The 20793-nt window shown below is 43.0% G+C and carries 32 protein-coding genes and 1 pseudogene; 12 read left to right on the plus strand and 21 right to left on the minus strand.

Translation table 11 applies throughout. The features are described from left to right. Positions 1–152 precede the first annotated feature (152 nt). The 3 genes from HWQ38_RS09880 to HWQ38_RS09890 are packed head-to-tail and all read left to right on the plus strand — an operon-like array spanning position 153 to position 3557. On the plus strand, positions 153–2207 hold the full coding sequence (locus HWQ38_RS09880; RefSeq protein ID WP_292792746.1) for a hypothetical protein: 2055 nt from the start codon (positions 153–155) through the stop codon (positions 2205–2207). A gap of 8 nt (positions 2208–2215) precedes the next feature. Then, a complete protein-coding gene (locus tag HWQ38_RS09885; protein WP_292792748.1) occupies positions 2216–2878 on the plus strand; it encodes a hypothetical protein in 663 nt (220 codons plus the stop codon). Next, a complete protein-coding gene (locus HWQ38_RS09890) occupies positions 2850–3557 on the plus strand; it encodes a glycosyltransferase family 2 protein (RefSeq protein ID WP_292792750.1) in 708 nt (235 codons plus the stop codon). The genes HWQ38_RS09885 and HWQ38_RS09890 overlap by 29 nt, the downstream gene beginning before the upstream one ends. 64 nt (positions 3558–3621) lie before the next feature. On the opposite strand, the gene HWQ38_RS09895 is transcribed toward HWQ38_RS09890, so the two are convergent. Together HWQ38_RS09895 and HWQ38_RS09900 are read right to left on the minus strand one after the other, a co-directional pair. After that, positions 3622–3762, minus strand: coding sequence for a hypothetical protein (locus HWQ38_RS09895; protein ID WP_292792752.1), 141 nt, complete (start codon positions 3760–3762; stop codon positions 3622–3624). Between the two features lie 22 nt (positions 3763–3784). Next, positions 3785–4234 carry a hypothetical protein gene (locus HWQ38_RS09900; RefSeq protein WP_292792754.1) on the minus strand — a complete coding sequence of 150 codons (450 nt, stop codon included), beginning with the start codon at positions 4232–4234 and terminating at the stop codon, positions 3785–3787. A gap of 73 nt (positions 4235–4307) precedes the next feature. Here HWQ38_RS09900 and HWQ38_RS09905 point away from each other — a divergent pair, with 73 nt between their 5' ends. Beyond that, a complete protein-coding gene (locus HWQ38_RS09905) occupies positions 4308–5456 on the plus strand; it encodes a hypothetical protein (RefSeq protein ID WP_292792756.1) in 1149 nt (382 codons plus the stop codon). Between the two features lie 322 nt (positions 5457–5778). On the opposite strand, the gene HWQ38_RS09910 is transcribed toward HWQ38_RS09905, so the two are convergent. Both HWQ38_RS09910 and HWQ38_RS09915 read right to left on the minus strand, forming a co-directional pair. Further along, entirely contained in the window at positions 5779–6123 is a 345-nt protein-coding gene (locus HWQ38_RS09910) for a hypothetical protein (RefSeq protein WP_292792758.1), read from the minus strand. A gap of 5 nt (positions 6124–6128) precedes the next feature. Then, positions 6129–8981: a hypothetical protein gene (locus HWQ38_RS09915; RefSeq protein ID WP_292792760.1), complete on the minus strand. Its 2853-nt coding sequence runs from the start codon at positions 8979–8981 to the stop codon at positions 6129–6131. Positions 8982–9121: 140 nt separating this feature from the next. Here HWQ38_RS09915 and HWQ38_RS09920 point away from each other — a divergent pair, with 140 nt between their 5' ends. Further along, complete coding sequence (locus HWQ38_RS09920; protein WP_292792761.1) at positions 9122–9307, plus strand: NblA-related protein; 186 nt, start codon at positions 9122–9124, stop codon at positions 9305–9307. Here HWQ38_RS09920 and HWQ38_RS09925 read toward each other — a convergent pair. The 4 genes from HWQ38_RS09925 to HWQ38_RS09940 are packed head-to-tail and all read right to left on the minus strand — an operon-like array spanning position 9289 to position 10806. Continuing rightward, positions 9289–9648, minus strand: a complete 360-nt coding sequence (locus HWQ38_RS09925; protein ID WP_292792762.1) for a hypothetical protein — start codon at positions 9646–9648, stop codon at positions 9289–9291. The genes HWQ38_RS09920 and HWQ38_RS09925 overlap by 19 nt on opposite strands. Continuing rightward, complete coding sequence (locus HWQ38_RS09930; RefSeq protein WP_292792763.1) at positions 9626–9913, minus strand: hypothetical protein; 288 nt, start codon at positions 9911–9913, stop codon at positions 9626–9628. The genes HWQ38_RS09925 and HWQ38_RS09930 overlap by 23 nt, the downstream gene beginning before the upstream one ends. A 13-nt stretch (positions 9914–9926) precedes the next feature. Further along, complete coding sequence (locus HWQ38_RS09935) at positions 9927–10487, minus strand: hypothetical protein (RefSeq protein WP_292792764.1); 561 nt, start codon at positions 10485–10487, stop codon at positions 9927–9929. After that, on the minus strand, positions 10459–10806 hold the full coding sequence (locus HWQ38_RS09940; protein WP_292792765.1) for a hypothetical protein: 348 nt from the start codon (positions 10804–10806) through the stop codon (positions 10459–10461). Before HWQ38_RS09940 ends, HWQ38_RS09935 begins: the two co-directional genes overlap by 29 nt. 251 nt (positions 10807–11057) lie before the next feature. Between HWQ38_RS09940 and HWQ38_RS09945 the strand changes: the two genes are divergently transcribed. From HWQ38_RS09945 to HWQ38_RS09955, 3 genes are read left to right on the plus strand one after another with little or no spacing between them, the layout of a single operon-like run. Further along, on the plus strand, positions 11058–11237 hold the full coding sequence (locus HWQ38_RS09945) for a hypothetical protein (RefSeq protein ID WP_292792767.1): 180 nt from the start codon (positions 11058–11060) through the stop codon (positions 11235–11237). Further along, a complete protein-coding gene (locus HWQ38_RS09950) occupies positions 11230–11469 on the plus strand; it encodes a hypothetical protein (protein WP_292792769.1) in 240 nt (79 codons plus the stop codon). Before HWQ38_RS09945 ends, HWQ38_RS09950 begins: the two co-directional genes overlap by 8 nt. A gap of 9 nt (positions 11470–11478) precedes the next feature. Beyond that, the gene (locus HWQ38_RS09955) at positions 11479–11889 is read left to right on the plus strand and encodes a hypothetical protein (RefSeq protein ID WP_292792771.1); all 411 of its coding nucleotides are present in this window, start codon (positions 11479–11481) and stop codon (positions 11887–11889) included. Here the strand turns inward: HWQ38_RS09955 and HWQ38_RS09960 are convergent. From HWQ38_RS09960 to HWQ38_RS10010, 11 genes are all read right to left on the minus strand, one after another. Next, positions 11886–12134 (minus strand): hypothetical protein, encoded by a 249-nt coding sequence (locus HWQ38_RS09960; RefSeq protein ID WP_292792774.1) that lies wholly within the window; start codon positions 12132–12134, stop codon positions 11886–11888. The genes HWQ38_RS09955 and HWQ38_RS09960 overlap by 4 nt on opposite strands. A gap of 22 nt (positions 12135–12156) precedes the next feature. After that, a complete protein-coding gene (locus tag HWQ38_RS09965) occupies positions 12157–12396 on the minus strand; it encodes a hypothetical protein (protein WP_292792776.1) in 240 nt (79 codons plus the stop codon). Between the two features lies 1 nt (position 12397). After that, entirely contained in the window at positions 12398–12826 is a 429-nt protein-coding gene (locus HWQ38_RS09970) for a hypothetical protein (RefSeq protein ID WP_292792778.1), read from the minus strand. Next, positions 12735–14663, minus strand: coding sequence for a hypothetical protein (locus HWQ38_RS09975; protein ID WP_292792780.1), 1929 nt, complete (start codon positions 14661–14663; stop codon positions 12735–12737). Before HWQ38_RS09975 ends, HWQ38_RS09970 begins: the two co-directional genes overlap by 92 nt. Further along, positions 14630–14887 carry a hypothetical protein gene (locus HWQ38_RS09980; RefSeq protein WP_292792782.1) on the minus strand — a complete coding sequence of 86 codons (258 nt, stop codon included), beginning with the start codon at positions 14885–14887 and terminating at the stop codon, positions 14630–14632. Before HWQ38_RS09980 ends, HWQ38_RS09975 begins: the two co-directional genes overlap by 34 nt. Then, positions 14884–15096, minus strand: coding sequence for a hypothetical protein (locus HWQ38_RS09985; protein WP_292792784.1), 213 nt, complete (start codon positions 15094–15096; stop codon positions 14884–14886). The genes HWQ38_RS09980 and HWQ38_RS09985 overlap by 4 nt, the downstream gene beginning before the upstream one ends. 17 nt (positions 15097–15113) lie before the next feature. After that, the gene (locus HWQ38_RS09990; RefSeq protein ID WP_292792786.1) at positions 15114–15743 is read right to left on the minus strand and encodes a hypothetical protein; all 630 of its coding nucleotides are present in this window, start codon (positions 15741–15743) and stop codon (positions 15114–15116) included. Further along, on the minus strand, positions 15674–15991 hold the full coding sequence (locus HWQ38_RS09995) for a hypothetical protein (protein WP_292792788.1): 318 nt from the start codon (positions 15989–15991) through the stop codon (positions 15674–15676). Before HWQ38_RS09995 ends, HWQ38_RS09990 begins: the two co-directional genes overlap by 70 nt. Before the next feature lie 11 nt (positions 15992–16002). Beyond that, complete coding sequence (locus HWQ38_RS10000) at positions 16003–16386, minus strand: hypothetical protein (RefSeq protein WP_292792790.1); 384 nt, start codon at positions 16384–16386, stop codon at positions 16003–16005. After that, positions 16373–16660, minus strand: a complete 288-nt coding sequence (locus tag HWQ38_RS10005; protein WP_292792792.1) for a hypothetical protein — start codon at positions 16658–16660, stop codon at positions 16373–16375. Before HWQ38_RS10005 ends, HWQ38_RS10000 begins: the two co-directional genes overlap by 14 nt. Positions 16661–16760: 100 nt before the next feature. Next, positions 16761–17096: a hypothetical protein gene (locus HWQ38_RS10010; protein ID WP_292792794.1), complete on the minus strand. Its 336-nt coding sequence runs from the start codon at positions 17094–17096 to the stop codon at positions 16761–16763. A gap of 99 nt (positions 17097–17195) precedes the next feature. On the opposite strand from HWQ38_RS10010, the gene HWQ38_RS10015 reads away from it, so the two are divergent. The 4 genes and pseudogenes from HWQ38_RS10015 to HWQ38_RS10030 form a co-directional block, all read left to right on the plus strand. After that, complete coding sequence (locus HWQ38_RS10015; RefSeq protein WP_292792795.1) at positions 17196–18632, plus strand: transposase; 1437 nt, start codon at positions 17196–17198, stop codon at positions 18630–18632. Between the two features lie 103 nt (positions 18633–18735). Beyond that, positions 18736–19254 (plus strand): hypothetical protein, encoded by a 519-nt coding sequence (locus tag HWQ38_RS10020; protein WP_292792797.1) that lies wholly within the window; start codon positions 18736–18738, stop codon positions 19252–19254. After that, positions 19251–19532, plus strand: coding sequence for a hypothetical protein (locus HWQ38_RS10025; RefSeq protein WP_292792799.1), 282 nt, complete (start codon positions 19251–19253; stop codon positions 19530–19532). The genes HWQ38_RS10020 and HWQ38_RS10025 overlap by 4 nt, the downstream gene beginning before the upstream one ends. 2 nt (positions 19533–19534) lie before the next feature. Beyond that, positions 19535–19789, plus strand: a pseudogene (locus tag HWQ38_RS10030) (zinc ribbon domain-containing protein); the annotation flags it as partial. Here the strand turns inward: HWQ38_RS10030 and HWQ38_RS10035 are convergent. Together HWQ38_RS10035 and HWQ38_RS10040 are read right to left on the minus strand one after the other, a co-directional pair. Beyond that, positions 19763–19897 (minus strand): hypothetical protein, encoded by a 135-nt coding sequence (locus HWQ38_RS10035; protein ID WP_292792801.1) that lies wholly within the window; start codon positions 19895–19897, stop codon positions 19763–19765. The pseudogene HWQ38_RS10030 and the gene HWQ38_RS10035 overlap by 27 nt on opposite strands. A gap of 232 nt (positions 19898–20129) precedes the next feature. Beyond that, the gene (locus tag HWQ38_RS10040; RefSeq protein WP_292792803.1) at positions 20130–20549 is read right to left on the minus strand and encodes a hypothetical protein; all 420 of its coding nucleotides are present in this window, start codon (positions 20547–20549) and stop codon (positions 20130–20132) included. Between the last annotated feature and the right edge of the window lie 244 nt (positions 20550–20793).

Here is a 20793-nt window from a genome sequence, read left to right on the forward strand (position 1 = left end):
AATCAGATCCTCTCTTCTGTTGATTAATGCGATCTTGTTTAGAGGCGATGGCACCGGCGTTCTCGGTGCCATCGCCTCTAAAGCCTTCTTAATCGCTTCCCTAGTATCCTTAGTTTGTGGCATCGATCAATTATTATAAAAAAACAAATTTAATGCGATCGCAATACGCCGGAGTGGGTCAAATCTGCCCAATGTTCTCAGTAGCAACTGCCAGTGGTGGCACTCTCACCGCAGGCAGTTGCTACTTTTCCTTCCAATTACAAAACCGCGCTGGTTTTAATACCCCCTCCGTCAGCGCCCAAATCACCTATACCACGAATCAAAAAATCATCATCACCATCCCGGTAATACCCGACGGTTGGGATGTACATTATTTTGCGATATCGGCAGGGGCAACCAACGATCCTTCAACTCACGTCCAAATTGCGCGTGTGCCTGGGTATCAATGGGGTGTGGGAATTGAGTCACAATCAGTAAAAACCGTTTTACCAACTACACTAGAGTTGGATCGAGATTCAAAACTATTGCTCGCTCCCTCAGTTGCAACTGTAGAGGAGCTTCCCAGTGGTGCGGATAAGTTAGATGGGCAGGTGAGATGGGTAATAGATGTGGCAATGTGGTATGAAAATCGTGCCGATTCAAGTCTCGATCCAAGTCCACCAAATGCCAGCCCAGATGTTATTTTGCTTTCGGATATACCCCTTGCACTTCCATTGCCGCTTGGCAGATGGGTAAGAATTGGCGGCGCATCAACTTACGTAAGCGATACTATTACAGGTGTGGGGTGCGATCGCACTATCTCTTCAATTAAACCAGTAACTGTAATCCCCACACCGACATACCCAGGCGAAACCCTCAGTAAGTTTCTCCCCAGTTGGGAAGCAAAATACTGGATTTACAACGATTTGCCCAATGCACTCCCGGCGGGTACAGAATTCGGGATTGAGTTGGAATACAACAACAAGCGCAGCCCCGACTTGCTTTCCGGGTTGGTGATGGTAAAATTCATCGGCTTTGTCGAGCCCGATGGCAGTATTAGAACTCAAGATAGTAACGGGCGCGACTTCCCGAATCTTGGTGCATTCTTTCCCTGGACACCGAAACTAACCACCCCGTTTATCACTATTGATGACTTACAGCCAGGGGAGGCGATCGCCCTGGCAATAAAACCCTTCTTCTCAGTAGCTGAATTTGGTGTCAAAGATGTAATTGGCGTATTTCCAACTACCCGTATCCAGTCGGGGGACTACAACCCATTGGGAAAATTGTTCCCAAGTGGGATTGTGTATGATATTGGCGATCGCTATCGGGTGGTTCCGGGTACGGGGTTAAGTTACGATGTTCTTTCAGGATGCGTTTTAATCGCTAGTTACGACTTCCCTGAAAAACCGCGCCGCACTTTTGGCGGATTGCAACCCAATACCTCCGGACAGAAAGTTGTCATCAATGGCAACGCCTCTGTATTCACAGATTTGCCTAGTTATGAACCCTCTGCAAGTGAGGCGATAAGAGCGATCGTTTCTACAGTGGCGGGGGAAAGCGTTGCAGGGGAATGGAGTAGTTATGTAGCAATTACTGCGGGTGCTACTCTCACGCTTTCCTATCCCTGTGATTCTGATGGTGTGGGTACGATCCGCGCTGATTATCCAGATGTAATCAAGGGGAACAGCGAAGGAGCGTTTAATGGGTTTGGTGTCAATATATACTTACAAAGGCAGGATACTTTAGAAATTCGCCGCTTTTCTGGTTTTGGGGTAGTGGCTGCTACTTCACAACAATTTACAATTAGTAATTGGACTGCGGGTGTAGTTATGGCGCTTCCTACGCCGGCGGCTGATTTTTCATTATTTGCGCCTGGACTGGCAGCGATCGCACCTAGTATTACAGGTAATTTCCCCGCCACTAATTACCGTGTGGCGTATAGTTTCGTTTATGATGGCAACCAAATTACCTCAATTAGTCACGCCTCACCGCCTTGTATCAAAGAGCGAGAGGGCGGATTAGAACTCCCACAAATTGAGGTAAACCCCGTAATAACTATTTTGGGTGCTGGGGAATCAGCCACAGTAGTTGATACAGGTACAGGTGTTAACAGTTATCTAACCTTCAGTATACCTGTCCCGGAAGGAAGTAATTTTAATGCTATCTTGACGGATAGCAATGGTTCGGTTTTGGTCGATTCCAGTGGAAACGTCATGTCCCTTTAGGTGCTGAAATGTCATTTATTTATACCGCCCTGTTTGTTCCCACTATTGCCGCGCTCAAAGCACTAAACGCTACATCAGATCCTAAAAGAGTTGATGGCGTATTTTTAGCAGTAGGCGATCGTGGTGATGCAACGCCAGCATGGTATAGATACGTGGCGGCGGCTACTGATACGGAGTCGTTACCAAACATAGTTTCACCTACCGATACTACAGGTAGATGGTTTCAATTTAGTCGTGATAGTAGCGGTGGACTATCCGTTGCTAATATCGCCACTTTAAAAGCACTGAATAGCACATCTACCCCGAAAAGAGTAGATGGTGGGTTCTTGGCTGTAGGCGATCGCGGTGACGGAATTCCGGCATGGTACAGATACGTGGCGGCGGCTACTACTACAGAAAATCTGCCAAGCATAGTTTCACCTACCGATACAGTAGGGCGATGGATTCAATTTAGTGGCGGTGCCGATAGTGGTGCAAGTAATTTGGTAATGACATCTAGTGGAAATCCTCCCACTACGAATCCTCCTACCCAAAGTCCTACTTCTGGAGTTATGTATATTCATCTTCAAATTCAGACAGGTTATGGTTCTACTACCTTTTCTTATTGGATAGGTATAGATTCTACCGGAACATTAGGGAACAATGGCTGGGTGTTTGTTAAAAATGATTAGTATTTTAATACCTTGTTTCAATAGTCAAACGCATTTGAAACAGTGTATTGAATCTGCACTTATTCAAAATGTAGAAAAAGAAATAATATTGTTAGACGATGGCAGTACCGACAATACATTAAGTATTGCTAAAGAATACCCTATTAAAATTCATCGAAGAAAACACAAAGGATTTACAGAAACCTATAATGAATTATTTAATTTAGCAAAAGGAGATTGGATACAATACCTTGATTCAGACGATTACTTGGCTATGGATAAATTAGAAAAACAAAGACCTTATTTATCTACAAGCGATGTATTAATCGGTACAACTTATGTTCTAGAATCACATGAAATATTTAAAAAAATACCAAACAATAATTTGCTTGCTGAATTAAAAGTAGGAATAAAATATCAAACTAATTGTTTTTTATTTTCAAAACAAATCTTAAACAAACTAATTGAACGTAACAAAATATTATGGAAAGATATTTTAATAAATCATGATACAAATTTAATTTTAGACCTGATTGAAATAAACTCTTTGTTTGTACTTACTCCAGAATCAATTGCTTATTATCGCTACAACTGGTCTGATAAACAATTAACAAATATTTATAAAGATCATGATATAAATACCAAAGAAAGGATAACACACATAAGTGATAATTTTAACTTTCACAGCACGGGAGCTTGACACTCCCCGACTTAAAGGTCGTGACAACTCTCCCGCTAACCGCAAGCGGTGTAGCGGGAGCATCTCAGATCAGATTCACAAATGAGATTTGCTGCTTCATGGGCTGGGTATCCCCTAAGCCTCCATAGCCAGGAATCGGTAGTCCAACCGCCGACCCACGCTTTAAAAGATTCAGTGCTGAATTCCAATCGCGGTCAATGACCATGATTTGGTGGGGGACTCCAAGCTCAAGGAAGTTGAACATCTTCTCTAACTTTTTGAGCAATATCTGGCGCTAATCCAGGTGTGCGCTGAAAACCCACTTCTGCTGACGGTGTTACGCTGTACGTCTGTTGTCCAAACAGATCAATCCGCGAAGCTAAAGGAGGTATGCCGTCTACGTTTTCAACCCATTCTTTAACACCCCAATTATCTTGCTTTTTGACGTATTTAGTATAGGAAAATTCCTGTATGATACTTGTTACTATCTCTTGAAATCCAGAGTTATAGCGTTCTGGATCTTCAAAAGCAAGTTTTTCTGATTTTACATAGTAATGCCCTGGACTATATGGATGTTCTGCCAATTGAAACTCTTTCACCTCTGAATATCCAGTGCGCTCGAATTTGGTTTCTGTGCGGAGAATATAGCCAAGTTCGTTGTAAAAGTAAGTGGTATCGTCAATGGTTTTTTCGTTCATAGTACAGCTTTGGTGGGTTTAGATGAACATAATAACCGATCGCCAACTTAAAAGCCTATTCACGATCGCCAACATGATTCCTGTCAGTGTTCCCAAGGGTAGCGCAAGGCAGGCTATAAATCTCAAAATTAACGGTGCTGATGTTAGTGCAACTTACTTGACTGACTTAAAATCAGGAGAGGCGATCGCACTACTTACTGACAAGGGTAATTGGTATTTAGTGGGGGAAAAAGCCGATACCCAAAATATCAGCAACAAAATAATTATTGAATATAGAAAAACGGGCTTAAATTCACTACGAGCATTTAAATCGGCCTTTTTATTAATTAACAATGAGTCGCCACAAAAAACAATAGATGTATTTACTCCAAATAGCCGCCATTTGACTTTTTCACTAGGTAGGTATTGGACTAATATTAGGGTAAAGTTTATTCAATACGGTACTGCTGGTGCGCCTGTCGCTGGAGATATTAATTCTAGTTTTGTGATTAACTATCCTGGAGGCAGCTATCAGGGGGAATTTAATGGTTTATTTTATAGCGATAGCCCTCTTAGGATAGATGGATTTTACCAGACACCAATTATTAATTGTGCTGACATAGATAGTGCAAATAAAGTTCTAGATATTACCTGGAATACATCTTTTACTGACCCTGGCTCTAATATTAATGATATAGGCTCTCTGGGATACGCAGCAACAGTGATTCTTTTGCGATTTTTAATGCCAGTTATTGTTACTAATGGAATTAAAAAAACGACGATTTCTACATTTGAAACAGAATATTTATATACCGTTGGATCTGGTGTAGGGATTCAGCTAGCTGGGGGCGGATGCAGCGCCATTAATTTTTTACTTGATAATAAAAGCCAAATTTATATGTCTTTGCATCAAAATCCTATAGGAGCAAAAATTTTTACTTACAGTAGTTCAGCAAATTTTCCTTTGATAGATGCATCTATAAAAACATTTACTATAAACAAGGGTTTAACTGTTATCACTGTCCCCTCTACTTTTACGGGCGGGAAATCCTTCTCGTTTCCAGCAGATAATGAATTATTTTTGAAAAAGAAAACTTTATTAGTATCCGGACCAGCAAGAATAGATCATAACTATAATCCAATACCTTCTCCTTCTAAAATAAATAGAGTAAAAATACCAGCCAACCAAAAGATTTATGATTTATCTCAAGCTTGTAGTAACTTTGGAGTAGTTATTTTCTAGCAAAATTCTATGATTTCAAGTTTGACCTAATGGTATGATAAACTCCTATTGGACGTGATCTGATTAGTTTTTTTTGGAATCTCGATAGTAAAACTCTGCCCTCTTACAGTTACTTCAACGCTAGTGTCATTTTCAGTAATTTTGGGGAAGAGTTTCGCCCAAGGCTCGGCAACTTTTGCTATTGTATACATTTGTGATAGAATAATTTTTAATGGACGGGGAGTAGCAATGGAGAATCCAGTTTATCTGGTATGCACTCAGAGGGGCTGCTAAGTGGACGAGCGGCAAAGCCACTAATTCTTAAATTCAAGAGCGATCGCCTTCATTGATTTTTGATTATAGTTATCAAAGATGATTTAATTTCGCCATTCCCAATTACTTTTTCTCCAGGTTTACCGTTGACAAAGAAATCTACTATTTCGTCTAAGTTGTGGGTTATTTCTTCTATCTCTTCCTTGGGAAAGCAATAATCACCAATAATAAGTAGATTATTTTGTATGCTCTTTTTAGTCAAATCCATGCTCAATGGATGAACTAATGTTGTTACTATTTGTCTATTAATTATTGCAACTGTCTTTACTTTGGCGTAAATTACGATCCTCTCAAAATTTTCGTTAATCTCAAAAGCCTCTTCAGTTTCAACACAATTAGTTAGCGTTAGCGTCATGTTAATTAAGGGTTTGGATTCCTGCGACTTTGTACTTTTGCCCAATCAATCATCGATCCTAATTCAGCACTAATCACATTTGTCACGGTAATATTATACCCTGGCGCTTTTGGCTCCTTGGGTACAGCTATTTTACTATAAGTGAGGTTAGGCATCACCCACCGCCCCAGAGTGAGGGAAGTAGTGGCTGTTACCTTGGGTACACCATTAATCGCTCCCAAAATATTTAAGGTAGTCTGCACCCCTAAAATTACCCGTTGGCGAAATTCACCATTGCAAAGGTAATTAAAGCGATCGCCCTCCCTAATTTGCAAATTTCCAGCAATCTGCAACGTTTCCGTAAACCCATTTCGCCAATTTTCAATCGCTAGCTTGCATTTAGCCGCGATCAGCGCTTGCTGAAAAGTTTGAGCAACAGGGAAATTCTCGGTTCCCTGTATGGGATTTGCTGCCGTATATCCCGCAGTTTGCAAGAAGTAGCGATATTGCTGTTGTGGTATTTGAGTCGATTGAGATGGACTTGGCGCGGGTTGTTCTTTGGTGTAAAGATTCGCCCTTCTAGTAGCAACAGGCAACTCTCCTGCGCCTTCTTCGATGGAAATTTGCTCTAAGGCAGTTGCGATCGCCTGTCCTTGGGCTTTGAATTGTTTGATGTATTTGACCCATTTCTGCGGTGTAATCTCCGCTCCCTGCTTGTAAATTGGGAACCCATTATCAAATCCCGTCAGCGTTTGCTCATAAGTCGCTGGTGTGACTTGAATAAGGGATTCAAAGCGGGACTCTTCACCCACAATTAAATCTGGTAAATATTTTTCAACCTCGTTCGCATTAGGATCTGGACTTTTACCATCACCTTTTGGATCAGGTGCGACAAGAGTTACACCCTCATTGCCTGGATTGGGTGTACTGGCAAAGGCCGTAGTTTCAGTCCTCTCATATTCCACATAATAGGGCGGCGCATAATCTGGATCAACCAGTGGTGTCATCGTACTTGTACCATCTCGGTTACAAACCTTCACCAACTCAAATAAGCCTTCGCTACTATACTCAGGCATTAACTTGAGATAATAACTGGTACGTCCGATCACTGGTATCTGAAAGAACAAGTATAATCGATATTCAGGGTCAAATGTTGGCTCTGGATTGGGGTCTGTTGGATCTTGATCTGCGGGTAAGGTTTGCAGCGACAAAGTTTCTGGATCATCTGCCGTTTCTTGCTTGTAACGCACGGTATTATAGCCAGAAGTAGAGGTATAAAGCAGATATCCTGTCCCCAAGTCGTAGGTGTAATCAGTAGTGGTTTTTTTGATGCATTTCCAAACCTCACTGGGATTACCTCTAACTCCCTTAATTGAGTCACTAATGTCTGGGTCATAAATCGCAGAACTGTACATATCGATCGCCGTTGCCGCAAAACCCCAGATTTCATCAACTACCTTGATTTTTGCACCATCCTCAGTTGTAGTAGTAGATCTAGTTTTGGTTTGTCCCCCAATATCAAAAATCAGGCTCATTTGTTGAACTGAATCTACCCCTTCAAGATGAGAATCCGCATTTTTATCACCAACGATCCGTTCCTCTCGCTTGCTCGGTAGCCGCACATACCTCGGTGTTTGTCCTTGCGTCGATTCTTGCCCTGAAGAGTTTGGCGATTGAGTTTCAGGAAGATTTAGCGTCAACTCAGTGTTGGGATATTCAAAGGCTAGCGCTGTTGCGGTTTCACCTGTTAACTGGGGTATTGGCGGACTTTGTACTGTACTGGGGAAGTTTACCAAGTCGGGAGATGGCGGATTGTGATTGGCAATGGAAGTTAAGCGCCGTTTACTTGTTTTACCAATCGCCTCGTAAGTTGTCTCCGTCTGCTCCAAGATATCTGATTCTTGATAGTTCCATATCCGCATACTGTTAATTGGCACTACCTGAACAGCAGCCGCGTTACTCCAACGCACAAAGGAATTTGCGACTCGGAGGCGATCGCTCATCAGTTGCACTGGATTTACTACAGCATCTACTAATGTTCCAGAAGGAATGGGAACAACTGCAAGATTAGGACCAGTGTAATAAATCCCAATCTTGGCTAGTAACTGTTGAATAGTCGTCGAGATATTGGGATTACTTGAGCTTGTGGTGCTGCCTGTGACGCAATCTGGATCTTGAAAAGGTACATTACTCGGAAGGTTGTTTTTCCCATCTGCCCTTAAGAAGCAAGGTTCACTCAGATAATTATCCCACCTGCCGCCCAGTGACGCGGTTACAATACACCGCCCATCTGGGTAAATACTTCTTGGTAGTTCAGTAATTCTCAGGCTATTGATTCTCAAAGGCACATTGTAAATGTCAATCTCTGTGCCTGGGGCGAGGATATTTTGGATTATCCCTTTGGGAAGCACCACCTCAAACTCAAATTGTCCACTAGGCTGTTGCTCAAATTGACAATTAATTTGAATAGTTCCCTTGAGCGGCAAGTTAGTAAATAGCTGTGGGTAGGGAGGAGGAAGTAGCGGCGGGGCAAAATTAACTTGGTTTATTGATCCATAAACTTGGTAACTTTGCCCACTCGCACCGACTACCTGCACTGTATTAGTATAGGGATTGTATAAAAATTCCCCAGGCTGAGGCGATTCTGGGGTACTTGTTGGGGTAAAAATTTGTCCGTTACAGGCGATCGCGGTTACACTCTCCCAATTTGCCGGCAGGGTGATTTCTTCGCTGGCTGATTCAATTACGAGCGCTTCGACTTCCCCAAAGTCTATCGTTGCCAATGTGGCGAAGTTGTTTTCTAATTTTGTGATTTCTGCTAGGTGGGCGCGATAGTCGCCAGGGGATTCGGTGAGGAATGATGAGGCGATGTTTAGCATTGAAGCGTTAGAAGCGTGGCTGTAATTAATTTGACCTATCTTTAGGTGAATACTAGCATTAATTTTTTGTAGTGACCAAAACAAAGCGCCATCAGGTAGATTGACGCTTTTTTATTGCTCGTGTAAAAAAGGATGCTTGAATGCAATTAAGCCGAGAGCAGGAATTTAATATCTGTAGCTTTAATCGGCAAGTTGAACACTTATCTGAATCGGAAGTTAAACTTGCGCTTGTGAAAATATACCAACGGATGATTGAACGACAGAATTACTATCAGCAGGAATTAAAAAAAGTGTGGTATATTGACGGTCAAAAACCTGATTTTTGAGCAAAATGCAAAGCGGCGTTTAATGCTGCCCCACAAGGCATTTGAAAATAATCATCGCTTCCCACACTGGAGAAATGGCTGGTTTTGAGCGGAAGCCCAGACTTGATTAAGTAGTCTCGTGCAACTTGAAGATTTTTGCACTCAGACTTCCAAGCTTCATATATTTTTCGGGACAACCTCTCAATAACTTGGCTTGGCATCTCTTCCATCAAAACCATGTAACACAGTGGCATTCCTGATTCTCGCGGCACGAAAGGAACAATTGAGCGAATGGGAATGCGGTTAGTTTTAAATATTTCGTAGAACTCGCTGCTTTCGTCAATTATCCCCCAGCAAGCCATTGGCTACCTCCACCAAATCACTATGCCATGCGTGGCAATTACCACAATATTTATTGAGAATATCGCCAGGATTATAGCTGGTTTTCTTGCAACGAGGACAAGTTATTGACGGCAATTCTCTGGCTTTTATAACCTCTATCCCCGTAGCGATCGCGTCAATTAACTCAATTGTTTCTAACAAAGATACTCTTGCAGGGTCAACCGCCCAATTTAGTAGAGCGCAAATGTTGAAGTAAATATTTTCTAGGCAGACTCTAGTATTCATAGTGCGATCGCTCCTACCCCTCAACATGAGACTCTAATCGGGTGCGTTGCCTGTGCAGTGCAAAGTTCTTCATCAAAACCGCCACTTCTTTGTACTCACAATCGAAATTGCTGGTTACAAATTGGTAAAGAAAACTATCGGACTGTGCAGCCTCAGCCGCTTCTAACAAACAAGTGGCATGGTGCAGCACTGTATCCACTTCCATCTGAATTTTCACATCATCCCATTCCAAAACCACTAATGGTTTCTGGGTGTTGAATCCGAAAATAGCGCTGATACCTGCGGGTAATGACTGCCTGTTATCTCGGATCATTCGCAGTACCCCGATAGCCATTTTCAAATCCTTGGGCGGGATTTTACCAAATCCTTTGCTTGATGAAATTCCTGTTAACGTTTTAAAAAAGACTGCTTCTGAATCAGCATAAGCGATCGCTTGTAGAATTGCGATCGCTCTTGTTTTAGCGGCTTCTGCGGACATCGTAACCACATTGTCGCCATAGGTTTGAATAACCATCGGTTGATAACTGCCCGACGACACCGACGATTCAACGTATAGTGCTTTCTCTTCTGTCATTTGCAATCATTGCTGCTTCAATCTCAGGATACACTTGCTCATCATATCCCGAATCGTCACTCATCCAGCTATCAACCAGTTCTATTACTTGTTCTAAGGAACTGTCTATTTCGGTTATCCAGGATTCTGTATTACCAAAATTGTAGTATTTGCCGTCCATTAGCATTGATTCTTTGCAGAAAACACCACCTTTCATTTTCATTTCAGGACAGTCTACCAGCCAATAGCCAATGCTTCTACCGTCCTCATCCTCTCCAGAAATGAAAGCATCAAGTTGATAATCGTCTGTGCAAAGTTTTACGGTATCGCCTATTTTCATGTTTCCTCCTTTGAAGACTGCGATTCTTAGATCATAAAATAGTTAATACCACATGGGACAATGAGCGTGTCTCATTAAGGGGTTCAATACCCCGATAATTGCCAATTCATTGGTTTTTGATTTTCTTTTTAAGACTACGAATGAATTCACGGATTACCTCTGTTTGGGTTCTCTCTTGCTGTCCACGGGTATCTTTAGGCGATCGCATCATTACTATAACGATAATTGAAACAAATTCAAGGAGTTAATTAATGTCAAATTCAGAAGAATTGGCAAGAATTGCATATCATGCTTACCGTCAAGCAACAGATTTGAAAACTTATCAAGGACTGCCTATGTCCGAATGGGAGAGTTTGCCCGAAACAATTCAACGAGCTTGGATGGCAGCATCAGAGGCTATAGTTAAGCATTGTGATATTACTTATGAGTGAATCCTGGCAGCGAGTTTGTGACAAATTACCCTCAGAAAAAGAGGAGGTTTTGGTTGCGTACAAAGATGGTTCAATTTACCAAGGCTATTGGCGCAAACTGAATGCGATTTTGGGAGAGCAAGAAGCTGAGTGGATTATTTACTCAATTTCAGGTATCACAGAATACCCTGAACCAGATTACTGGATGGGAATACCACCATTGCCCGACCAAACAAATAGATCACTTGACTGATTTCAACCCATGCCCCAACACATCCACACTACCGCCGAACTCCGAAGCGCGATCGCTGATTTACTCGCAGCAGAACTAGGGACTTTCGCCAACAACCAACCCGCTATCTGGGTTGAACCGCCCTCTACACCCAAAGGCGGCGCGAGTGGCGGCGTGGAGGTGAGTATCTATCGGTTTAAAAATGTTTCTAGCAGTTCAATGCTGCTCAATAACCAGCAAGAGCAACGCTATGAGTGGATCGTGGCGGTGAAATTGGGCGATCGCACCCCATCTGATTACAGCAAGTTCAGCAGCGCTATTGAAAAAATACGGTGTTATTTTCCCAGGAGAAGAGAAACGGTGTCGCCGTACACAGAGGAGGAGAATTTGATTGCTACTTTTCGGTTGAGTGAACTGGAAGTACTCAATACTTATGTTTAGGGCTGACTTTTTATACCTAACTCATTAAATGCTCTTAGTCTGACAGTATCCAGGACTGTTTCAGTATTAGCAATAGTCACACCAAAAGTATCCCAGGTTTTCAAAATAAATTCACCTATCGGCGGTATCGGCGCACCAACAGGAATAGCTTGGGTAAACCTTAAAACAACTCCGCTAACCTTAAGTCCTTCATACTTATATCTAGCATCTATAAAGTTACAAACTTTACCGTCAAGTAAGTACATTGTTTAATTTCCTTTTTGCGTTTTAACACAATTCCAGCAGATTCTCTGCATACCGCCAGCTTTTGCCGTCATCTAATTTGTAAATCCAATGTTCAGCGATGGTTGTTGGGCTTGTTGAGGTTGTGCCGTCTTCATAAACTTTGATTGCATGGGTTGCAACGGCTTTGTGGTGAACACGATCCAGTACTGTGTAAGTTTTACCACTGCGTTTGTGGAGGACGCGATCGCCTACTTTAAACTTTGGATTAATCGTTATTGTCAATTTACCTCCCCTGCCATCCTTGACGTAAATTTAAATAGAATCTAGTCGTATTCCGATTATTTAAAACTGGGTTGGAATGCGATCGCACCCAGTTACTTTTACTATGTGCCTCGTCGTGGTGCTGGTCACAAAGTGGGAAAATGTGAACTCCAGCGATTTCTCTACCTGCGATGCTCCCAAGTTTATCAAAGTAAAGTGCATGGTGAGTTTGGGTGGATTTTTGACAACAGCCTGAATAACAACATTTGTAGTTATTAAGCCGCTTACACTCCCTGGATATCTCTGTCCAGTTGTCAGCATAGCGGATGGAATAATCTTTACCACTACGAGGCGCTGGATCAAGTTTCTGTGGTTGAGTGTATAACGCAGGGATACCTATATTTGAGCGTTCGGGAGGAGCGATCGCACTCTCCAAAACCTCTGGTTTCAAGTTCTTCGATCCACGAGTTGACGACTTCCGTTTGCGTGGGCTTGTAACGATTCCGGTTTTGGCGGAACTCACTACCTGTAACCCACGTTTCTTTCTGACGAGCATATTCTAAAAGGTCGCGCAAGTTTTGTTCTAATTCCTCGACCCTTGCGCGTTCTACGAGGTCGGTAATATCAACTGATGTTTGGGCTACTAATTGTGCCTCGCCGTCGCCGTAAGCATAAGCTTTGGGCGGAGGGAGTTGTGCTACAAAAGGTGGCTCGTTTGCCTTGACTACAAGAGCAAAGTACTGCTCTGGAGGTTCAGCAATTCCTTGTAACTTCTTCATTTTCACCATCCGCAGACGGGCATATATTTGCCCTTTGAGCTTGGCTTTGATTTCTCGTGGGGGTTTAATAAATCGGTCAAGAGCTTCTAGAGCAGTGATACCCAAGTAGAAACGGGTGCAGTTGTTGAGATCGGGAATTTGCAAGCCATAATTACTAGGATTAGGATTTTGCCCAATCAAAATGCAGCGTACTAGGCTGGATCGTCCCACCCACAACACACCCCGATAAGCCATTGAGCATTGCTCTTTGTAAATAGTGTGCAGCGCTGCGGCTTCATCCACAATCCAAAAATCAATGTCACGCTCAGGCAACGGCAGAATATAGTCTGGGTCTTCAAATAAGTGTTGTGGAATTGCCTCAGCTGCTTCGGCTGCAATGTCAAGCCTGTCGTTGACCTCGGCTTGCATTGCCAAGACTCCCTCAACGGACTGCTCCCAACGGCGATACTGGGGTTTGAGTCGCTTACCGCGATAAGTCCACTCAGAATCGGGAAATTTGGGGTCAACAATAAAGATGCGGACTTGCTTACCCGTCTTGGTGTGTAGCTCATCACCTCCCACGCACATCAAGTTATCCACTAGCACCGATTTACCGCCACCACTGGGCCCGTGAATCATGAAGTGAACTGACTTACTGTCACAAACCGCATTTACAAACCAGTTAGGATCGTCTGGTTCTGCTACGCTCGGCAACTCTGATTCATTGTCAATGACTATTTCATAGCTCGTTTCATAATTATCAACTTCTGGCGCAAAGCGAAACTCATACACACACTCGTCAGCGTCCCAGAGGATGGTAGGCTCACCCATTTTTACCCAGGTACCAACTTCCTTAGAAATGTTCTCTAGTTTCTTAGCAGTTGTCCCTGTCTGAAGTTCTACCCAGACCGACACTTCCCGAAGTCCTGGGATTTTGTAAAATCCTTTTAATTGACAAAATACCTCGTTCTTCTCCAACCCCTGCAATAATAGCTGTGCGACCCACGCCGCAAACCCCTGCTTAGGATCTGGGCGGTTAGCAAGCCCCATAAATTTCTGTTGCAGCATTAGGATAGAATTTTCTCGCATTTGAATCTCTGCGATCGCCCCTTTCTGCACCTCATCCAAAAGCTGAATATAATATTGCTCCTGTTCCCGCAGTGCAGATGTAAGCTTGCCTTCTGCGGCGACTAGTTGCTGTTCCCACTCAATCAGCCCTTTCTCTTTGGACTGTAATTCTATAGCCTTGCGCTGCACAACGGCATCACGCTGCTGAACTGTGGTTAAGAGAACACCCGATTTTTCTGAAAATTGAGCTTCCAATCCTTGCCGCCAACTTTCTCGGTGTTGACGAGCAACTAAATCTGATTTTCTGGGTAGTCCCGTTACTTGACGAAGTAGCCAACCAGAAATGCCAGCAGCAATCATAGAGGCTGGAATTAAAAAAATTGGTGCAGACAATCCCGCACCAATAGACGCAACTGAGGCGCTGATTATCAACCAATGGCGTACATTCTGCCGATTATCCATCCAAGTATTACGGTTGGTATTACTGCAAATTTGGTGATTGTTTCGGCGTCAGAAATTGGGGGTAAATTACCAAAATTGGCGTTCCACCAACACCAAAAGAATATTCCTACACCTGTCAAAACCACCACTAAAAACCAGTGCGCGTCAAGTAGTAGGCATAATCTGCCAAGAGCGATCGCACTACTGAATGAACAAAGGTATAGGGCTGTCCAGTATTTAATCATTCAACGATTACATCACCACCAATGACTTTGCCGCCCAAATTTTCTACGTAATTAGCACCATTGGTATTAATTACCTCTTCCTCTCCATCGTTTACCTGGGCAGACTTTTCTACTTTTCTTTCTTTCACGCCATCTTTTCCTTGCACATAATTACCTTCAATATGTGCATGGTAAGAACCCCCACCAAGGTTAATTATTCGTTTTGTCATAATTTTTCTCCCAGCACTTAATCATCAAACTTAATATCTTCCACTGGCTGTAATAGCCCTGAAAGCCCTTGCATAAACGATGGCAAAGTCACAGTGACAGATGTGCCAGTAATCATCGCTAACTCTCTGTCAGCTTCAATAGAAAGCCTTTGCTTTGCGTTACCAGTCAACGCCTGTTCTAAATCCATCTTGGCTTTGTCGAGATTAACTCGTTTTTTCTCAAGCTCGACATTGAAGCGCTCAACTTCAATGGCAATGCCCTTGATAGCGGTGTTCTTTTCGGCGCGAGAAACACGATTATCAGCCACCGCCACTTGGTATTTATTCCATGTAGTAGAGGCGTTGGTAAGTGATGTTGCTGCGGCTACCCCTGCCCCCATCGCCTCAAATTGTTTTTGGTGAGCATTGTGCATTTGTTTTTGTACTTCAAATCGTTTGCCAGCGACCTGCCAAGCGTTGCCAACGTTTTGCAACTTAGCTAATTGCTGATCTCGTTCTTTGTCGGTTATCCCCTCCCCTGGAACGGTGAGCCTGCGACCAAAGGGTTTAACTGGTGAGTAATAGTTATCGCCAAAAGTTACCGACGGCTGCTGTACCCAGTTGTTTGCAGCCCTCTTTTGGTCGCTGGCTCTGTCTGTGTTATGCATTCTGAGATCCTCGCTCTATCGTCTACTAATGCCTGTTGAATTTCAGCGTTTACTTGGGCTTCGGTTTTCTGGGCTTTGTTCCACAGCAGCCCTCCTGTTGTGCCAAGCGCCAGTACTGTGACTGCTATACATACCCCCCACAGCAACAATGACGTTCCACCTTGCTGTACTTTGGGTTGGTGAGATGTGGAATAAACTGGCTGCCATCCGATGACGGCTTGGCTGTGGTCAACTTCTGGATGCTGCATCTGCTCAACTCCTAAGAGATGGATGAAGATGAGGTAATTGGTTCGCCACAAGAGGCAGGCAGCACTGGCTGTAGCGTTATCTCTTTTAGTGTCCGCCCCTCCAGCAGCGCTTGGTATTGTGCTTCCAAAGGGGATAACATCTCCCCTGAGAATTGAGCAAAAAGTTCATCTTCTATATCACCGTAGTCGCCCGCCGCAAAGTCTTGCATTGCCATTGCGATCGCATTATGGACAATGACCTTTTTGATGTTCCGTTTCATATCCACCGACAACGCTATGAGATTGTCGTTCATCGCGCCAGATGGGAGTTCTGATGACTGCGGATTTACCTCCGATTGTCGTCTCTGTCCTCTTTTGGCATTCTCGACCGCTTGCCTTTCTTTACTTGTAGTCATTGCAATAAATCTCCATGTGATTATAAATTTCTAAAATTGCTCTTACCCGGCCTTTGAGATTGACAAGTTTTTGAAATTCAACCAAGCATTCCATTGATTTGCGGCTATATCCGCGATCGCTGTAAGGAATGTAGTCAAATCCAGGCACTCCTAACTCCAGCAACAATGCTGTGTTTTTTCGCAGTTGAGCTTCTCTAATGCCCAAGATGCACTCAGCCTCAAACTTGCCTACCCAATCGGCACCGATGTCGAACAGCCTTTGAGTTGCTGTCATTTCTCCATCGCGCTACTAAGTTGACACTGTGTTGATATCCCAATTAAAAACCCACTACTGGGAGTGGGTCAACGAATAATCGTAAAAAAACGATGCAATATTAATCTTTTTCATCATACTCAAGCCTGTGCTGAGGCAAAACATTGAGGGTTTGCATGATTGAATATTGCTTATCTGCAAACTCTAAAAGGGGACGGATGTATCGTGGATATCCCTTTTCATTGTCGGCAAGTACCCAGTTACTATATATATTGTTGTAAGTCGTGGCATCTCCCGCAATCTTTGCCAATTCCTGGACACAGGCTCGACGATATCTAACGTCATCGGGGTAGACGTTGTACAAAAGCGGTATCCATTTTTCGCAGAACTCGCTAACGGTCAACTTTTTAACTCTTTGCTGGATTTTCAGGAATGCTTGTGTGCTTATTACTTGCATTTGTCGTAAAAAAACGATAAAATAATCGTAATAAGCTTATCACAGCTTCAAAATTCTAGCAGTTTAGCCTTAAATCATAACACCCATTCAGTTATCAGGATGAAAGTAACCTACCAGTACCGACTAGAACCAGAATCAAGTCAAAAACTAATTCTTAACGAATGGTTGAGAATTTGTCGGTACTGGTATAACCGCCAATTGGGTGAACGCTTCTCTTGGTGGGAAAATAACCGCCATGCTGTAAATAGTTGTCCAATCTTTGTAACCAGACTTCCTGAGTTACTAGACCGACCTAACTACTACAGTCAGAAGCTCCAGTTGCCGATCATCAAAAAAGACTTGAGTGTTGTGCAATGGTCAGGCGAATTACTCGATTTTAAAAGTGTAGATTCAACTGTTCTACAAGATGTTTGCAAGCGAGTTGATAAAGCTTTTGAGCGTTTTGTAATTGGGGATTCTAGCGGTAAACGCTCTGGAAAACCACGTTTCAAAACTGAGGCAAGTTTTAAAACCATGACGTTTGCAACCGCCAACAATGAATGGATAAAGTTAATTCGCAAAAACTGGCTATATATTCGTTTGCCCAAATTGGGGATGTTTAAGGTTCGGATGCACCGACCTATACCTGACGGATTTAAGCTAAAACAAGTTAGCGTCACAAAAAAGGCTGATGGTTGGTACATCCAGATGGTATTGGAGGATGTAACCGTCCCAAATCAAACCACCGAGTTTATCCCCAATTGGGACAACTCAATGGGCATTGATGCTGTGTTGCAAGGTGATGATTATCTTGCAACTTCAGAGGGCGAAAAACTTCCATCTTTAAAGCCATTACGCAAAAATCAAGCCAAGTTAGACCGTATTTCCATCAAACGAAATAGACGTAAGCGCGGATCTAAACCTCGGCGTAAGTTGGCAAAACGTGAAGCTAAACAGCATCAAAAAATTGCTAGAAGTCGTAAAGATTTTCAATACAAAACAGCCCACAAGCTTGTCAGAAGTGGAAAGAGGTTTTTCTTCTACGAGGATTTAAACCTCAAGGGGTTGACCCGACGTAATAAAACGAAGCAGGATGACAATGGAAGCTATCTTCCCAATGGACAATCTGCTAAGTCAGGACTGAATAAGTCATGGGCTGATGGTGCATTTGGACAATTCTTTGAAATTCTGGAGTGCATAGCCGCAAAAGCTGGTGCTGTAGCAATTTCACAGAACCCACAATATACTTCAATGGTTCTTAGTTATCGCAATGAGATTATTTTTACTGATTGCAGTATCAGAGAATATTGGGATGAGCAAAATACTTTGATGGTTGACCGTGATATTAATGCCGGAATCAACTTGAAAAGACTGGGGTTGGGCATTTTCCCCAGTATAAAACGCCGTAGTGGGAAACTGGACATAGTTGGAACTATGGACGATAGTACCACGAAGGAAATCCTTCATACCCTTCATCGGGCTGTTGGAAGCCTACACTTACCGCAAGCGGTAAGTGTAGGAGTATGTCACAAGCGTATAAGGTCAAATCAAAAGTGAGGGATTAATCATTTGGCTTGTTGGGGGTCAAGGTTCGGGTAAGTCATCTCTAGCGGCTGCGATCGTACTGTGTCGCTATCACCTTTTAGGGCAAAAACTAGAATTGGTATGTGATGCCCACGGACATAAAAACCGCATCAAAGCTTGGAAGCATTTAATACCCCTAGAGTGTGAGGTGGTAGGGGAGCGAAACGACTACGAAGCGATCGCTACCGGGATGATGGAAGCGGTGCAACGTTGGAGCGATCGCACTGAAAATGATAAACCTATACAATCGCTTTGGGACGAACTAACTCAGCTTTCTATGCAGCCAGAGTGTGAGAGTGAAGTGAAAAAGTTTGTCCGGCACTCCCTAACAGATGTTCGGAAGGCCAATGAATTTTTAATCTGCATTGCTCACGCCTTCACCAATGCAGCAACGGGTAACGCTGAAGGATTTAAGGAACTACGTGATCAGGAAACTATACAAATCAAACGTAAATCTAAAAACGGTCGGCAGCCACTGCCACACGCTGAATTGTCTGGGATTTATGATGATGGTGGTGAATTGATTTTAGAGCAGAAGGTGACGGTTCCCGATTGGTTTTATCCTGATAAATTAGTGGAGATGTTTGCAACATGAAACACATTAAAACTCAAAACCAGTATTGTCCTGCTGGATGTGGATATAGAACAGACTCAGTAACAGGTGCTTTTGGTGATTATTCACCCGATGAAGGCGATTTTTCGATTTGCATGAACTGCTACGCTATTTTAAGATTTGGTAAAAAGTGGAAACTTCAATTGTCTTCACTTGAAGAAAGCGAGGAATTTGGAGTGAAAGAGGATTTACAAAAAGCGATCGCTGCGGCCAAACAAGTTAGAGTCCAGAGAGCATTAGGGTTTGAGGAGTCAAATTAAGTTTTTATCAACTCGGTGAGTTGTCATTGGATGTCCGTGAGTGGACTTGTCCTCATTGCAATACTCATCATGACAGGGATGGAAACGCAGCAATAAATATTAGAGCAGAGGGCATCAGAATGATAAAGGCGGAAGGTTCAGCCGTCTCTGCTGTAGGAGGGGAGGTAAGTCCTGTTCTTGGGCGAAAGTCTAAGTTCAGGCACTCCCCCGCGATTACAGAAGCCCCAACTTCAACCGTACTCGGTAAGTTGGGGTAGTTCACGCAATCCCCTAACGCGCTGTATCCGAAATCCTGTAAGATGCTGCAAACCCGTTGGCAACAACGTAAAATCGCCGTTCCAGCCTGATTCAACGACTTGCAACACTACTAAAATCCGTTGCAAATGCTATAAAATAAATCCCCTAATGTGCTGCAACGGCTGCAAACTAGACACGTTAAGGGTTACAGGGAATCCCTTAACGTGCCATACCAGTTTCTAGGCGCAATTTCTCTACCATTGCCTCCAACCTCCAACGTGCATTCAAACATTCCTAGGTGTGTATTTTTTTGACAATTTGTTACCCTTAATCAAATTTCTCAAGATGAACCCCAGAGGGTTACTCGCGCATCTTAAAGTCGTTCGTTCGGATCAAGAATCCTTGAAGCTCTTTTATGCTTACCTTGATCGTGTTGAATTCGGTTTCAGAGCGTTGCCACTTATGGTCTATTTTCTCTTCCAGTCCGTTGTGGCTTAGAAGATTCCCATCTTTGTAGTTCACGTAATCTTGAAGGTGAATGTCAAACCGTTTATCTAAATCCTTGATTTTTTCAGCATTGCTAGCATGCAATTTTAATGTCTCCTGAATTCCATCAACGATAAAGACGATTTTATTGATTTTGGTAATGATGGATATTGCGACACCAGATAGTACGAAAAGGCTACCAATAATCCCTACCAATACCCCCGCATCTTGAAGCGAAAAATCTACTCTAGGGCTAGAAGAAGTAATAGCGATCTCTGATTTTGTATTGATCATTCTAAATAAAATTAAGTAGGATTACATCTAATTCGGAATTTAAATAAAATATTTCATAATTTAAAAAAGGCTATAGGATTTAAAAAGCTTATAGGAAAAAAACGGAAGAAAAGTGCTGTATTGCTGAAGGCAGATACTCCATTTGGGAGAACCCCTGTTCCCCCACTGCCTCCGCCTGCCTTTCCTTAGCCTTCGTATCCCCACTTGTCGCCATTGGATAATATTGCGGGACTTCCTTCTTTTA

This window comes from Nostoc sp. NMS7, from assembly GCF_017115085.1.
Lineage (GTDB): Bacteria > Cyanobacteriota > Cyanobacteriia > Cyanobacteriales > Nostocaceae > Nostoc.